This window comes from Sphingomonas sp., assembly GCF_040398505.1.
Classification (GTDB): Bacteria; Pseudomonadota; Alphaproteobacteria; order Sphingomonadales; family Sphingomonadaceae; genus Sphingomonas.
This window is the reverse complement of sequence record NZ_JBBATX010000023.1, coordinates 1-13922: the sequence shown is the minus strand read 5'-3', so window position 1 is coordinate 13922 and position 13922 is coordinate 1. Positions and strand designations below refer to the sequence as shown.

The 13922-nt window shown below is 64.5% G+C and carries 12 protein-coding genes; 10 read left to right on the top strand and 2 right to left on the bottom strand.

Annotated elements, in window-relative coordinates:
• A partial coding sequence (locus ABWP09_RS05065; RefSeq protein ID WP_502959759.1) for an Rne/Rng family ribonuclease occupies positions 1-1915 on the bottom strand: 1915 nt, incomplete at its 3' end.
• A 543-nt stretch (positions 1916-2458) separates the two neighbouring features.
• Between ABWP09_RS05065 and ABWP09_RS05060 the strand changes: the two genes are divergently transcribed.
• The 4 genes from ABWP09_RS05060 (at position 2459) to ABWP09_RS05045 (ending at position 8268) form a co-directional block, all read left to right on the top strand.
• Complete coding sequence (locus ABWP09_RS05060) at positions 2459-3667, top strand: N-acetylmuramoyl-L-alanine amidase (protein WP_353204056.1); 1209 nt, start codon at positions 2459-2461, stop codon at positions 3665-3667.
• 93 nt (positions 3668-3760) lie between these two features.
• Entirely contained in the window at positions 3761-6307 is a 2547-nt protein-coding gene (locus tag ABWP09_RS05055) for a penicillin-binding protein 1A (RefSeq protein ID WP_353204055.1), read from the top strand.
• A gap of 120 nt (positions 6308-6427) precedes the next feature.
• Entirely contained in the window at positions 6428-7555 is a 1128-nt protein-coding gene (gene prfB, locus ABWP09_RS05050; RefSeq protein ID WP_353204054.1) for a peptide chain release factor 2, read from the top strand.
• A 29-nt stretch (positions 7556-7584) separates the two neighbouring features.
• Entirely contained in the window at positions 7585-8268 is a 684-nt protein-coding gene (locus ABWP09_RS05045) for a class I SAM-dependent methyltransferase (protein WP_353204067.1), read from the top strand.
• Here ABWP09_RS05045 and ABWP09_RS05040 read toward each other — a convergent pair.
• A complete protein-coding gene (locus tag ABWP09_RS05040) occupies positions 8265-8681 on the bottom strand; it encodes a JAB domain-containing protein (protein ID WP_353204053.1) in 417 nt (138 codons plus the stop codon). The genes ABWP09_RS05045 and ABWP09_RS05040 overlap by 4 nt on opposite strands.
• Before the next feature lie 120 nt (positions 8682-8801).
• Here ABWP09_RS05040 and ABWP09_RS05035 point away from each other — a divergent pair, with 120 nt between their 5' ends.
• The 6 genes from ABWP09_RS05035 (at position 8802) to ABWP09_RS05010 (ending at position 13916) form a co-directional block, all read left to right on the top strand.
• A complete protein-coding gene (locus tag ABWP09_RS05035) occupies positions 8802-9596 on the top strand; it encodes a thymidylate synthase (RefSeq protein ID WP_353204052.1) in 795 nt (264 codons plus the stop codon).
• The gene (locus ABWP09_RS05030) at positions 9593-10084 is read left to right on the top strand and encodes a dihydrofolate reductase (RefSeq protein ID WP_353204051.1); all 492 of its coding nucleotides are present in this window, start codon (positions 9593-9595) and stop codon (positions 10082-10084) included. Before ABWP09_RS05035 ends, ABWP09_RS05030 begins: the two co-directional genes overlap by 4 nt.
• A 139-nt stretch (positions 10085-10223) precedes the next feature.
• Entirely contained in the window at positions 10224-11420 is a 1197-nt protein-coding gene (locus ABWP09_RS05025) for a dipeptidase (RefSeq protein ID WP_353204050.1), read from the top strand.
• A gap of 8 nt (positions 11421-11428) precedes the next feature.
• The gene (locus ABWP09_RS05020) at positions 11429-12358 is read left to right on the top strand and encodes a bifunctional riboflavin kinase/FAD synthetase (RefSeq protein ID WP_353204049.1); all 930 of its coding nucleotides are present in this window, start codon (positions 11429-11431) and stop codon (positions 12356-12358) included.
• Positions 12359-13086: 728 nt separating this feature from the next.
• On the top strand, positions 13087-13407 hold the full coding sequence (locus ABWP09_RS05015; RefSeq protein ID WP_353204048.1) for a glycine zipper 2TM domain-containing protein: 321 nt from the start codon (positions 13087-13089) through the stop codon (positions 13405-13407).
• 80 nt (positions 13408-13487) lie between these two features.
• Positions 13488-13916 (top strand): OsmC family protein, encoded by a 429-nt coding sequence (locus ABWP09_RS05010; RefSeq protein ID WP_353204047.1) that lies wholly within the window; start codon positions 13488-13490, stop codon positions 13914-13916.
• Positions 13917-13922 lie beyond the last annotated feature (6 nt).

Below are 13922 nucleotides of genomic sequence, written 5' to 3'. Positions count from 1 at the left end.
CGCGCGGTTCGCGGGGGCCACGCGGCTGCTCGACTTCTTCTTCCTCAATCTCGTCTTCGATCTCCTCCTCGACGAAATCTTCCTCGATTTCCTCGATCGGTGCCTCGAAGCGCGGACGATAGGCCGGCGGCGGGCCGCCAACTTCGACCGACATGCGCGCGCCTTCCTGCTCGCCGTCGGGCGCGACTTCGATCATCACGCCATAGCGTTCCTCGATCTCGGCCAGTTCCGCACGCTTGCGGTTGAGCAGGTAGAAGGCCGCTTCCTGGCTCGCGCGCAGCAAGAGCTGCGATCCGCGCCCCTGTGCGGCTTCGTCTTCGAGCAAGCGCAGCGCCGACAGGCCTGAGGACGAGGCGGTACGGACGAAACCCGAGCCTTCGCAATGCGGGCACGGCCGGGTCGAGGCTTCGAGCACGCCGGTACGCAGCCGCTGACGGCTCATTTCCATCAGCCCGAAGGACGAGATGCGGCCGATCTGGATGCGCGCGCGATCGTTCTTCAGCGCTTCCTTCATCGCCTTCTCAACCTTGCGGTTGTTCGAGCTGTTATCCATGTCGATGAAATCGATCACGACCAAGCCGGCCATGTCGCGCAAGCGCAACTGGCGCGCGATCTCGGCGGCGGCCTCAAGGTTGGTCGCGGTCGCGGTCTGCTCGATCGAATGTTCGCGCGTCGACCGGCCCGAGTTGATGTCGATCGACACCAAAGCCTCGGTCGGGTTGATCACCAGATAGCCGCCCGATTTCAGCTGCACCAGCGGATGGTACATCGCGGACAGTTGCTCCTCGACTCCGGCGCGCTGAAACAGCGGTACGGGATCGCTGTAATGCTTCACCTTGCGCGCATGGCTCGGCATCAGGAGCTTCATGAACTCCTTGGCGTGGCGGTATCCCTCCTCGCCCTCGACGATCACTTCGTCGATGTCCTTATTGTAAATGTCGCGGATCGCACGCTTCATCAGGTCGCTGTCGCCGTAGACGAGCGCCGGCGCCGACGACGACAAGGTCGTCTCGCGAATCCCGTCCCACAGCCGCGCGAGATAATCGAAGTCGCGCTTGATCTCGACGCGCGTGCGTTGAAGCCCGGCGGTGCGCACGATGCAGCCCATCGACGGGGGCAGCTTCATATCGGCCATGATCGACTTCAAGCGCTTGCGATCGCCCGCGTTCGAAATCTTACGGCTGATCCCGCCGCCATGCGACGTGTTGGGCATCAACACGCAATAACGCCCGGCGAGCGACAGATACGTCGTCAGCGCCGCGCCTTTATTGCCGCGCTCTTCCTTCACGACCTGGACGAGCAGCACCTGACGGCGACGGATGACGTCCTGGATTTTGTAGCGGTGGCGCAAATTGGTGCGGCGCTCGCGCAGATCGTCGGCCGCATCGTCCGATGCGGTGCGCTTGCGACGGCCACGACCGCGCCCGCCGCGGCTTTCGCCCTCGGCAACGACTTCGGTGTCCGATTCAGCATCGCCATCGTCATGCTCGATCGTGCGATCATCGGCATCCGAATCGCCTTCGAAGCCGTCCTCGTCCGGATCGTCCCCGTGCTCGTCCCCGTGCTCGTCATCGTGCAGATCGTCTTCGGCATCCTGCTGGGCGCGCAGGGCTGCCTCTTCGGCGGCATGCTCGGCCTCTTCGCGCAGTAACGCGTCGCGATCTTCCTTGGGGATCTGGTAATAATCGGGGTGGATTTCGCTGAACGCCAGGAACCCGTGGCGATTGCCGCCATAATCGATGAAGGCCGCCTGCAGCGACGGCTCGACGCGCGTCACCTTGGCCAGATAGATATTTCCCTTAAGCTGTTTCCGCTCAGCAGATTCGAAATCAAATTCTTCGATTCTGTTTCCCTTGACGACCGCGACCCGGGTTTCCTCCCGGTGCCGTGCGTCGATCAGCATACGCATTGTCATGTACTGTTCTCCGGTCGCGCGGCTCAGAGCCTGCATGCACTGGGCGTGAAGACGCCGGCCGCGCGTGATTGATGAGCGCATCCGCTACGGCGAAAGAGTCGCCGGGGCCGGACACGCGGGGTTTCACGAAAATTGCCTCTGCTCGCTTTGCACGCCCAGCCTTCCGGCTTGGGGGGACCGCCACGCTCGCACACCCGCCGGTCGTAACCGGTCGGAGCGAAAGGCGGGATACATGCATCATGCGAACGTCAACCTGGATGAGCCGCGCCCGAGAAACTCTGGGGCGGCCGAGAGAGACCGAAACGTCGCCGAAACAAGGCGGTGAACGGACACCCTTTCTCCCGTAGCACCGCATCGCCGACGCAGCAACCGGCACGTTTTTGCCGCCGACCGGCAAATCCATGCCTAGCGGCAAATTAACCGCACCCGGCAACGCGCCCTTGGGGGGAGATTACCTAAGCCGGAAGGATGAGCACGACCCAATCCCCCCGTTGCCATCCTTTTCGCTTTACCGCTCCGCCATCGCGACGGCATTACAGGGGGGTGTCGTTCATCCTCGCTTTGTTGGCCTGCTGGTTCGCCGGCGCCCCCGCCTGGGCAGCGTCGGTCGAGCGGATCGACGTCCACAGCGACCGCATCGTCATCCGCTTCGATTCCGCAGTGGGCGACGCGTCGAGCTTCGTGCTCGCGGCACCACGCCGGATCGCGATCGATATTGCCGGTGCGCAGCCCGGGGGCGAGATCGAGGCTGGCGGTGCAGTGACCCAAGTGCGGCAAGCCGTGCGTGGCAGCGGTGGGACCCGCGTGGTGTTCGACCTGGCGCGCCCGACCCTGATCACCGAAGGCGTGTTCGGCCGCGACGGGCGTGAACTCACGCTCGCCTTGCAGACCGTCGACGATGCGACGTTCGCGCGCGCTGCCGGCGAACGCCGCCTGCGCTTCCTGCCGCCGTTCAACATGGGCCTGGTGCAGGCGACCGAACGCTACGCCGTGTCGGTGCCGATCCCGCCTGCCCCGCGCGATGCACGGCTGCCGCGCGTTTACGGCGACGATGACAGCCGTCCGCTGGTGGTGATCGATGCCGGGCACGGCGGCGTTGATCCCGGCGCGATCTCGCCGCTCGACGGGCGGCGCGAAAAGGATGTGACGCTGAAAATCGCCCGGGCGATCCGTGACGAGCTGATCAAGTCGGGCCGCGTGCGTGTGGCGCTGACGCGCGACGACGATCGCTTTCTGGTCTTGCAGGAGCGCTATGGCATCGCGCGGAAGCTGCGCGCCGATTTGTTCATCTCGATCCATTGTGACAGCGTCGGAACGGGGAATGCGTCGGGCGCGTCGGTCTATACGCTGTCAGAGGTCGCCTCGGACAAGGAATCGGCCAAGCTGGCCGCGCGGGAGAATAAGGCCGACATCATTGCGGGCGTCAATCTCGGCGCAACTTCGGCGGACATTTCCTCCATTCTGATCGACCTGACGCAGCGCGAGACGATGAACAATTCGGCAAGCTTCGCGCGGCTGCTCGGGCGCGAGGCGCAGCCGCTGATGCCGGTGAAACCCAACTTCCACCGCATGGCGTCGCTGATGGTGCTGAAAGCCCCCGACATGCCTTCGATCCTGTTTGAAACGGGCTATATTTCCAATCCGCGCGACGCCGATTTCATCGACAGCGCGGAGGGGCGCCGCAAGATCGCGCAGAGCATCGAACGCGCGGTCGAGGTCCATTTCGCACGGCGCATGGCGTCCAATAACTGACGCTCCCCCTACCCCAAGGCTGAGCGGCACATCGTCGCGCCCAACGAACACGCGCTGGCAACGCGCGCGAAACTTGCTAGAGCCTGACACCCTATGGCCGCGTCCGACGATACAACCGTAAAATTCCGCATTCGCCGTGAGATGGACGGCATTCGCGGAATCGTCGCGCGCTGGTGGGCGCGCTGGTGGGTCAAGACGCTGGCCGTGCTCGGCGTGCTGGCCACGATCGGCTATGCGATCTTCTGGTTCGTCTTCGCGGCGGGCCTGCCCTCGGTCGACACCTTGCGCACCTATGAACCCCCATTGCCGACCAACGTCCGCGGCGTCGATGGCACGCCGATCCACAGCTATGCGCGCGAACGGCGCGTCGAGCTCAGCTATGACGAATATCCCCCGCTGTTGGTCCGCGCCTTTCTGGCGGCCGAGGACAAGACCTTTTTCGAACATCACGGCGTCGATTATCTCGGCATCGCCAATGCCGCCTTCACCAATCTGACGACCAAGCGCCGCGCCGCCGGTGCCTCGACCATCACGCAGCAGGTCGCGAAGAACCTGCTGATCGGCAATGCGCAAAGCTATACGCGCAAGATCAAGGAAGCGATTCTCGCTTACCGGATCGAAGATACGCTGACCAAGCAGCAAATCCTCGAATTGTACCTCAACCAGATCGCGCTTGGCCGCAACGCCTTCGGCGTCGAGGCGGCGAGCTATGCCTATTTCGGCAAGGATCTGAACCAGCTCGATCTGGCACAAATGGCGTATCTCGCGATCCTGCCCAAGGGTCCGTCCAATTACGACCCGGTCCGCCACACGCAACGGGCGCTCGATCGCCGCGCCTATGTGTTGCGCGAGATGCTCAAGAACCGCTTCATCACGCAAGCGCAGCATGATTCGGCGATGGCCGAACCGCTCGGCACCGTGCCGCGCCAAACACCCAAGACCGAGACCGCCGGCAGCGGCTATTTCGTTGAGGAAGTCCGACGTCAGTTGCTCGACAAATTCGGCGAAGATCAGCGCGCCGGGCCGTACAGCGTCTATTCGGGCGGGCTGTGGGTGCGCACGTCGCTCGACAACACGCTGCAGGACTATGTACAGACCGCCTTGCGCCAGGGGTTGCTGCGCTTCGAAAGCGGGCGTGGCTGGTCGGGGCCGCTTGGCCATGTCGAAATTGCCGGGGCAGCGTGGCAGAGCGCCTTGCTCAACACCAATATCGGGCTCGATTACGACAATTGGCGGGCCGCGATCGTCACCGCGCTGGGCAGCGAGAGAGCCGAACTCGGCTTTGCCGACGGCAGCACGGGCACGCTGCCGCGTTGGGGCGCCCAGATGCCAGTGCGCGGCACCAGCGGAACGGCGTTTGTGGCGCTCAAGCCCGGCGACATTATCGCGGTCGCGCCGGAGGGCGAGGCGTTTGCGCTGCGCTCAGTCCCGAAAATCTCGGGCGCCTTCGTCGTCGAGGAGCCGCAGACCGGGCGCGTCCTGGCGATGCAAGGCGGGTTCGATTTCCGGATCCAGGCCTTCAACCGCGCCACGCAAGCGCTGCGCCAGCCGGGGTCGACGATCAAGCCGATCGTCTACGCAGCCGCACTCGAGGGTGGGATGACCCCGGCGTCGATTATCGTCGACGGGCCGTTCTGCGTGTTCCAGGGCGCGCGGCTGGGCCAGAAATGCTTCCGCAACTTCGGCAATGTCGGCGGCTCCGGTTCGCACACGATGCGCTGGGGCGTGGAGCAATCGCGCAACCTGATGACGGTGCGTGCGGCCGCGACCACGGGTATGCCGCGGGTCGTGGCGCTGATGGACCGGATCGGCATCGGCAAATACCCGCCCTATCTGTCGTTCGCGCTCGGCGCGGGTGAGACGACGGTGTCACGCATGGTGAATGCCTATGCGATCCTCGCCAATCAGGGGCGGTCGCACCCATCGAGCTTGATCGATTTCGTGCAGGATCGGCACGGCAAGGTCGTGTTCCCGACGAATTGGCGCGCGTGCGACCGCTGCAACGCGCCCGATTGGAACGGCAAGCCGATGCCGCGGCCGGTTTCGGGCGGTAAGCAAATCGTCGATGCGATGAGTGCGTATCAGATGGTGCACATCGCCGAAGGCGTGATCCAGCGCGGCACCGCGACCGTTTTGCGCGATCTCGATCGGCCGATGTTCGGCAAGACCGGCACCAACACCGGGCCGACCGATGTGTGGTTCATTGGCGGCACGCCCCAGATGATCGGCGGGCTATATATCGGCTATGATACGCCGCATTCGCTCGGCGTCGCGGCGCAGGGCGGGACGATCGCCGCGCCGATCTTCAAGGCGTTCGCAATTAAGGCGTATGCAGGCCTGGACAAGATTCCGTTCCGCGCGCCGGCGGGCATCCGCATGGTCCGCATCGACCGCGCCAGTGGGAAGCCCGTATTCGGCGCATGGCCAAGCGACGATCCCAAGGCGGCGGTTATCTGGGAAGCGTTCAAGCCCGAGAGCGAGCCGCGCCGCGCCGTGCGCCGCGACATGATCCTGCCCGATCCGGCAGCCGTTGCGGCCGCCGCCGCCGCAGCAAAAGCGCGGGCCGCCGAGCAGGCGCGGCAGCAGAGAGAAGCGCGCCGCGACAGCGATTTCTTGCAAAGGCAGGGCGGCATCTACTAGCGGTGGCTTTCAACACCAACGGTTGTCATCCCCGCGCAAGCGGGGACCCATCTCGCAGCGATGGGTGATGGGTCCCCGCTTCCGCGGGGATGACACCGGAAATGAAGTTTGGAGTAAATGATGCGCGCCGAAGCGCAGGCCCATATCGATTCGATCAAGGACGCACTCGCCTTGCTCCGCCGGTTCCTCGACTGGGACCGTGCGCTCAGGCGGCTCGACGAACTCAACGCGCGCGTCGAGGATCAGGCCTTGTGGAACGACCCCAAGGCCGCGCAGGCGGTCATGCGTGAACGGCGTCGGCTCGATGAGGCGATTTCCGCGACGCGCGCGATCGAGAGCGAGCTGAACGATACCGCCGAACTGATCGAGATGGCCGAGGCCGAAGGCGATACCGAGATGGAAACCGAGGGCGTCGCCGCGCTCGCCGATCTCGCGCGCCGTGCCGACACCGACAAGGTCAAGGCGCTGCTCGCGGGCGAGGCCGATGGCAACGACACCTATATCGAGGTCAATGCCGGCGCGGGCGGCACCGAGAGCCAGGATTGGGCCGGGATGCTCAGCCGGATGTATTCGCGCTGGGGCGAACGCCATGGGCTGAAAGTCGAGCTGATCGACCAGCATTCGGGCGAGCAAGCCGGAATAAAGTCGGCGACGCTGCTGCTCAAAGGCGAGAACGCCTATGGCTATGCCAAGACCGAAAGCGGCGTCCATCGCCTGGTGCGCATCAGCCCGTATGACAGCGCGGCGCGCCGCCATACGTCGTTTGCGAGCGTCTGGGTCTATCCGGTCGTCGATGACGACATCAACGTCGAATATAATGAGAGCGACCTGCGCATCGACACGTACCGCGCATCCGGCGCGGGCGGTCAGCACATCAACACGACCGATTCGGCGGTGCGCATCACGCATATCCCGACGGGTATCGTCGTGCAGTGCCAGAATCAGCGCAGCCAGCACAAGAACAAGGCCGAGGCGTACAACCAGCTCCGCGCGCGGCTGTACGAACGCGAACTGGCAATCCGCGAGACCGCGGCCAATGCCGAAAATGCGGGCAAGACCGATATCGGCTGGGGACACCAGATCCGCAGCTACGTGCTCCAGCCCTATCAGATGGTGAAGGATCTGCGCACTGGCGTCACCTCGTCGAGTCCGTCGGATGTGCTCGACGGCGATCTCGATGCATTCATGGCGGCGGCACTGTCGCAGCGCGTGACGGGCGAAACGGTCGAGGTCGAGGACGTCGAGTGAGCAGAGTATGCGCCGCCCTCTTTGCCTTCATGCTCCTCGCCGCGTGCGACGGCGGGCAGCCGCGCGTGCCCGACACGACGCGGCAGGCCGGCCCCTTCCCGGCAGCCGACCGCCCGGTCGCCGCGATCATCTCGTCGCGCTGGTCAACCGAGGAAGCGCGTGACCGCGTCAACGAAGCGGGCGAGGTGATGAACAAGGCCGGGATCAAGCCCGGCATGACCGTCGCCGATATCGGCGCCGGCGAAGGCTATTATACGATCCGGCTCGCCAGCCGCGTCGGCAAAAACGGTCGCGTATTGGCCGAAGACATCGTTGCCGAAGTTCGCGACACACTCGCCTTGCGCGTTACGCGCGAACGGCTCGAAAATGTCAGCGTCCGGCTCGGCGCGCCGGCCGACCCGCGCTTGCCCGCCAACAGTTTCGATCGCGTGCTGATGGTCCACATGTACCATGAGATCGACCAGCCCTACGAGTTCCTGTGGCGGATGCGCCCGTCGCTCAAACCCGACGGCCTCGTCATCGTCGTCGATGCCGACCGCCCGACGCGGAATCACGGCACACCGCCCGCGCTGCTCCGCTGTGAATTCGCCGCGGTCGGCTATGCCGAGGTCGCGCGCTATGACATGCCATCGGCCGGTGGCTATCTCGCCGCGTTCCGCCCGACCGGCGCCCGCCCCGAGCCGAGCGCGATCAAGGCGTGCCGACTTTCCTAGAGCAATCCGCGTCGCCGAAAGCTCTCGCACCCGTCGCGCGCCAGCACGAGATGATCGAACAGCCGCACCCCAACCAGATCGAGCGCGTGCGCGAGGCGGCGGGTAAAGGCATAGTCTGCATCGCTCGGGGTGGGATCGCCGCTGGGATGGTTGTGCGCCATCACCACCGCCGTGCAATCGAAGGCGAGCGCATCGGCAACGATTTCACGTAAGGGAATCATCACCGCATCGGCCAGGCCCGACGGAAGGTGGCGCATCCCGAGAAGCCTCCATTTCGGATCAAGATAGGCAAACACCGCGACCTCTTCGCGCACCGTGGCAATCGGCTCGAACAAGGCGATCGTGGCACCCAGCGGGCCACTTTCAAGCACCGCGAGGCGGTCCAAAGGCAAACGAAAATAGGGTGGGGCCATGCCCTTGCGACTTCCGCAAAGTGGGGAAGAGCGATACGCAAACTTCATCCAAAACGACGCGAACCCGCGCAAGCACGGTGGCGGTTGGCGCGGCGCGGACGGGGCGCTACACGGGTGGACATGCAAGCTTATCTCGACCTGATGCGCCGCGCGCTCGACCACGGCACTCCGCAAATGGACCGCACCGGCACCGGCACGCTGTCGGTGTTCGGCCACCAGATGCGATTCGATCTTGCCGACGGCTTTCCCTTGCTCACCACCAAGAAATTGCACGTGCGCTCGATCATCATCGAATTGCTATGGTTTCTGCGCGGCGACACCAATGTCGGCTGGCTCCGCGATCGCAAAGTCAGCATCTGGGACGAATGGGCCGATGCGGCGGGCGATCTCGGCCCGGTCTACGGCAAGCAATGGCGCGATTGGGAAACGGCGGATGGCCGCCATATCGACCAGATCGCCGAGCTGATCGACCAGATCAAAACCAACCCTACCTCGCGCCGCCAGATCGTCAGCGCGTGGAACCCGGGCGATCTGCACGCCATGGCACTCGCCCCGTGCCACTGCCTGTTCCAGACCTATGTCGCGAACGGCAAACTCTCGCTCCAGCTGTACCAGCGCTCGGCCGATATCTTCTTGGGCGTGCCGTTCAACATTGCCAGCTATGCGTTGCTGACGCTGCTGCTGGCGCAGCAATGCGGGCTCGAGCCGGGCGAGTTCATCTGGACCGGCGGCGATTGCCATCTCTATGCGAACCATCTGGAGCAAGCGCGCGAGCAATTGACGCGGACGCCGGGTCCGCTGCCGCGATTGGAAATCCTGCGGAATCCCGGCGCGATCGACGGGTATGAATATGAGGATTTCCGCATCGTCGATTATATCGCGCAGCCGCATATCAAGGCGGCGGTGGCGGTATGATCACGCTGATTCTGGCGCGCGCCGAAAATGGCGTGATCGGGCGCGACGGGAAATTACCGTGGCATTTGCCGGCCGATTTGAAGCGCTTCAAGGCGCTGACGATGGGCCAGCCGATGGTGATGGGCCGCAAGACCTTCGAAAGCTTTCCGGCACCCTTGCCCGGGCGGCGGCATATCGTGCTGACGCGCGATGCGGGCTGGTCGGCGCCGGGGGCCGAGGTCGCGCATTCGGTCGAGGCGGCGCTGGCGCTGGCGGGGGACGGCGACGTGGCGGTGATCGGCGGGGCGGAGGTGTTCGAACTTTTTCGCGATATTGCCGATCGCGCAGAAGTGACTGTCATTTGGCGGGCGTACGAAGGGGACGCTTTCTTTAGCTTGGACCAAGCCGATGATTGGGTCGAAGAAAGCAGAGAGGACATCTCTGGTAGCGGCGATGCTCCTGCCTTTACCTTCTTCACGCTGCGGCGGCCGGTGGGTTGGACTCCCTAACCGTCACCCTCCCCCGGCGAAGGCCGGGGCCCAGTTGCCAGACGTTCGATAATCGAGCACCCATCTTCGCCACACAGCTTCTCGCGACTGGGCCCCGGCCTTCGCCGGGGAAGGATAAAAGTGAAGGGGAGCAAATCTGATGCGTAAAATCCTGCTGGGTGGCCTCGCGCTCATCCTCCTTGCCGCCATCCTCTTCTTCACGCTCGCCCCGGGAATCGTCGAGCGCGGGATGAACAAGGTCGTGGCGATCCCGCTCAAAATCACCCCACGCGCGCAGGCGCTCAACGCGAAACTGCAGATCGCCGACATGCACGCCGACACGCTGCTGTGGCAGCGCAGCCTGCTGACCCGTGCCGACCGCGGCCAGGTCGATCTGCCGCGCCTGCTCGCGGGCAATTATGCGCTGCAGGTCTTCTCCTCGGTCACCAAGACGCCGAAGGGGCAGAATTACGACGCCAATTCGGCCGACAGCGACAATATCACCGCGCTGGCCATTGCGGATCTGCAGCCGCCGCGCACTTGGGGTTCGCTGCTCCAGCGCTCGCTCTGGCACGCGCAGAAGCTTGATCGCGACGCCGCCGCGTCGAACGGGCAGCTGCGCGTGATCCGCACCGCCGGCGATCTCGACCGGCTGCTCGCCGACCGGGCACGCGGCAGGAAGGTTGTCGGCGGTATGCTGTCGATCGAGGGATTGCAGGATCTCGAGGGCAAATTCGCCAATCTCGAAATCCTCTACCGCGCCGGGTTCCGCATGGCTGGCCTCGCGCATTTCTTCGACAATGATGTCGCTGGATCGATGCACGGCGAGGCGAAGGGCGGACTCACCGCGCTCGGTCGCCAAATCGTCCGCCGGATGGAGGCGATCGGGATGGTCGTCGATATCGCGCATTCGAGCCATGCGACGATTGCCGAAGTGCTGGCGATGGCGCGCCGCCCGGTCGTCGCGAGCCATGGCGGCGTGCAGGCGACGTGCAAGGTCAATCGCAACCTCACCGACGACGAGATTCGCGGCGTCGCGCGCACCGGCGGAGTGATCGGGATCGGCTATTGGGATGCGGCGATCTGTTCGACCAAGCCCGACGCCGCCGCAGCCGCGATCGCGCATGTCCGCGATCTCGTCGGGATCGACCATGTCGGATTGGGCTCGGATTTCGACGGCGCGGTGACGACCGGGTTCGATTCGAGCCAGATCGCCGCCGTCACGCAAGCGTTGATCGATCGCGGTTTCAGCGATGCCGACATTGCCAAGGTGATGGGCGGCAATGTTCTGCGGGTCTTGCGCGCCGGGATCGTCCCCGGAATCGACGCTGGCGCACCCGGCAAGCGCCCCGTATAGCCACCGCCATGACGCGGCTCGACGGCGGCGCGGTGGTTCCGGAACGCTTTCGCGGCGGGATCGTGGCGCTCGGCAATTTCGATGGATTTCACCTCGGGCACCAGGCGGTGGTTGGCCGCGCGATCGCACTTGCGCGCGCTGCGGGGCGACCCGCGCTCGTCGCGACCTTCGATCCGCACCCGGTGCGCCATTTCCGCCCCGAAACGCCGCCCTTCCGCCTGACGACGCTGGATCAGCGCGAACGGCTGTTCGCCGAAGCCGGGGCCGATGCGATGGTCGTGTTCGACTTCGATCGCACGCTGGCCGCGCAGACCGCAGCAGAATTCGTCGCAGACCGCTTGCTCGAAAAGCTTGGCAGCGGCGGCGTGGTGACCGGGGCCGACTTTACCTTCGGCAAGGATAAGGGCGGCAACGTCGATGTCCTGGCCGATCTCGGGCTGAAGAACGGCTTTTCGGTCGAGACGGTGGGGCCGGTCGCGCTCGACGGGACGCCCGTTTCCTCAAGCCGGATCCGCGATTTGCTCAAAGCGGGCGACCCGCGCGGCGCCGCAGTCCTGCTCACTCGGCCGTTCGCGGTGGCGGGCGTGGTGCAGCATGGTGACAAGGTCGGGCGGACGATCGGCTACCCCACCGCCAATCTCGATATGGGAACGTATCTGCGTCCGGCCTACGGTATCTACGCCGTGCGCGGGCGGCTGGCGGGTGGCCGCGTGCTCGATGGCGCGGCGAACCTCGGCATCCGGCCCACCTTCGATCCACCCAAGGAGCTGCTCGAGCCGTATTTCTTCGATTTTAGCGAGGATCTGTACGGTCAGGCGATCGAGGTCGAACTGATCGACTATCTCCGGGCCGAGGCGAAGTTCGACTCGCTCGAGGCGCTGACGGAGCAAATGGAGGCCGATTGCGCGCGCGCGCGGATCCTGCTCGCGCACGGCTGACCGCCACCGGCGACGTACCTCCGCAAACGCAAAAAGGGGCCGACATTGCTGCCGACCCCCATTGCCTCGACCTCTACCGCTCAACCCGCGCCGCGAACGGCGTAGCTTTCGCGTTTCGGTCGCCAGGGTCGGGTGCGATCCTCTTGCGAGTCTCAGCGCCCGCGACCCTGGTGGCCAGCGCAGCGGTCGGGTCACCCCGTCCACCTTGCCTCGGCATCGTTCCGGCAGAACCGCTTTTCCCCGTGAAGAAAAGGCGGGTCTCGACCATTCCGACACCAATGCCCCGGCTCTTCGTCGCAAGCGACAGCCCAGCCCGGACACCTTTGGAAGTGCGCCTCCGATCGCCAACCTTGCCGCTGCTCGCGCAACCGCCGTCCTGCCACCATGCTCGACCCTCCGCCGCGATCCACGCCTGGTTTCCTTGCGGCACCATCGCGCTTTTCGTGGCATAAGCGGTTGATGTCTCTGCAGTTTCCCGCGTCGTCATCGCTTGCTTACAGTCATAATGCTGTCACGACTTGCGAGTCGCACCAACCCCTAAACAGCGGTCGAGCGCCTGTGAATAACGTGGATATCGGGGATATTTCCCGCGGCCCGATCCTGATCGACGCGCGGTTCGGCGCGTATGAACACGGTGTTGTTTCAGGTTCATGAAACCGAACTAAAATCGCAATCGTTACAGTACTGGATTTGATCCAACGCACGTAACAGGCACACGGGAGTATTTTATGCGTAACCTCATCATGGCGCTCAGCGCCGTCTCACTCGCCATCCCCGCAACGATGGCATTTCCCACGACTCAAGCCGAAGCGCGCAAGCATCGCCATTATGAGCCGCGCGCCTATACCGGCAGCGACGGCCGCCGCTATTGCCGCCATTCGGACGGAACCACCGGCCTGATCGCCGGTGGCGTTGGCGGTGCCTTGCTCGGCAATTCGATCGCGGGCCGGGGTGACAAGACGCTTGGTACCGTGCTCGGCGGCGTTGCCGGTGCGTTTGGCGGACGCGCGATCGATCGCACGCTGACGGCGGATCGCCGCTGCCGCTAAGAACCGTCCTACGCAGTTCCTATATCTGGCGCGTACCCATCAGGGTGCGCGCCTTTTATGGATCTTGAGGGAGCGAGACGATGACGACACGCAGTGGATCGGCCAGCTATGATGGCTTCGGCAAGGACGGCAAAGGCCATGTCTGCACGCAATCGGGCGTGCTGTCGCACGCACAATATGGCTTTGGCAGCCGGTTCGAGGACGGGATCGGCACCAACCCCGAGGAGTTGATCGCGGCGGCGCATGCGAGTTGCTTCACGATGGCGTTGAGCTTTGCGCTGGCAGGGGCCGGCTTCACCGTCGGTCGGCTCGACACGACCGCCAAGGTGACGCTCGAAAAGGATGGTGACGGCTTCACCATCACCAAGTCTGCGCTCGATTTGAAGGCAGTGATCGACGGCATTCCACCCGAGCAGTTCGCGGCGATCGCCGCCGAGGCCAAGGCGAATTGCCCGGTATCGAAGCTGTTCAAGGCTGAAATCACGCTGACGCACACCCTCAACCCGTGATGTGAT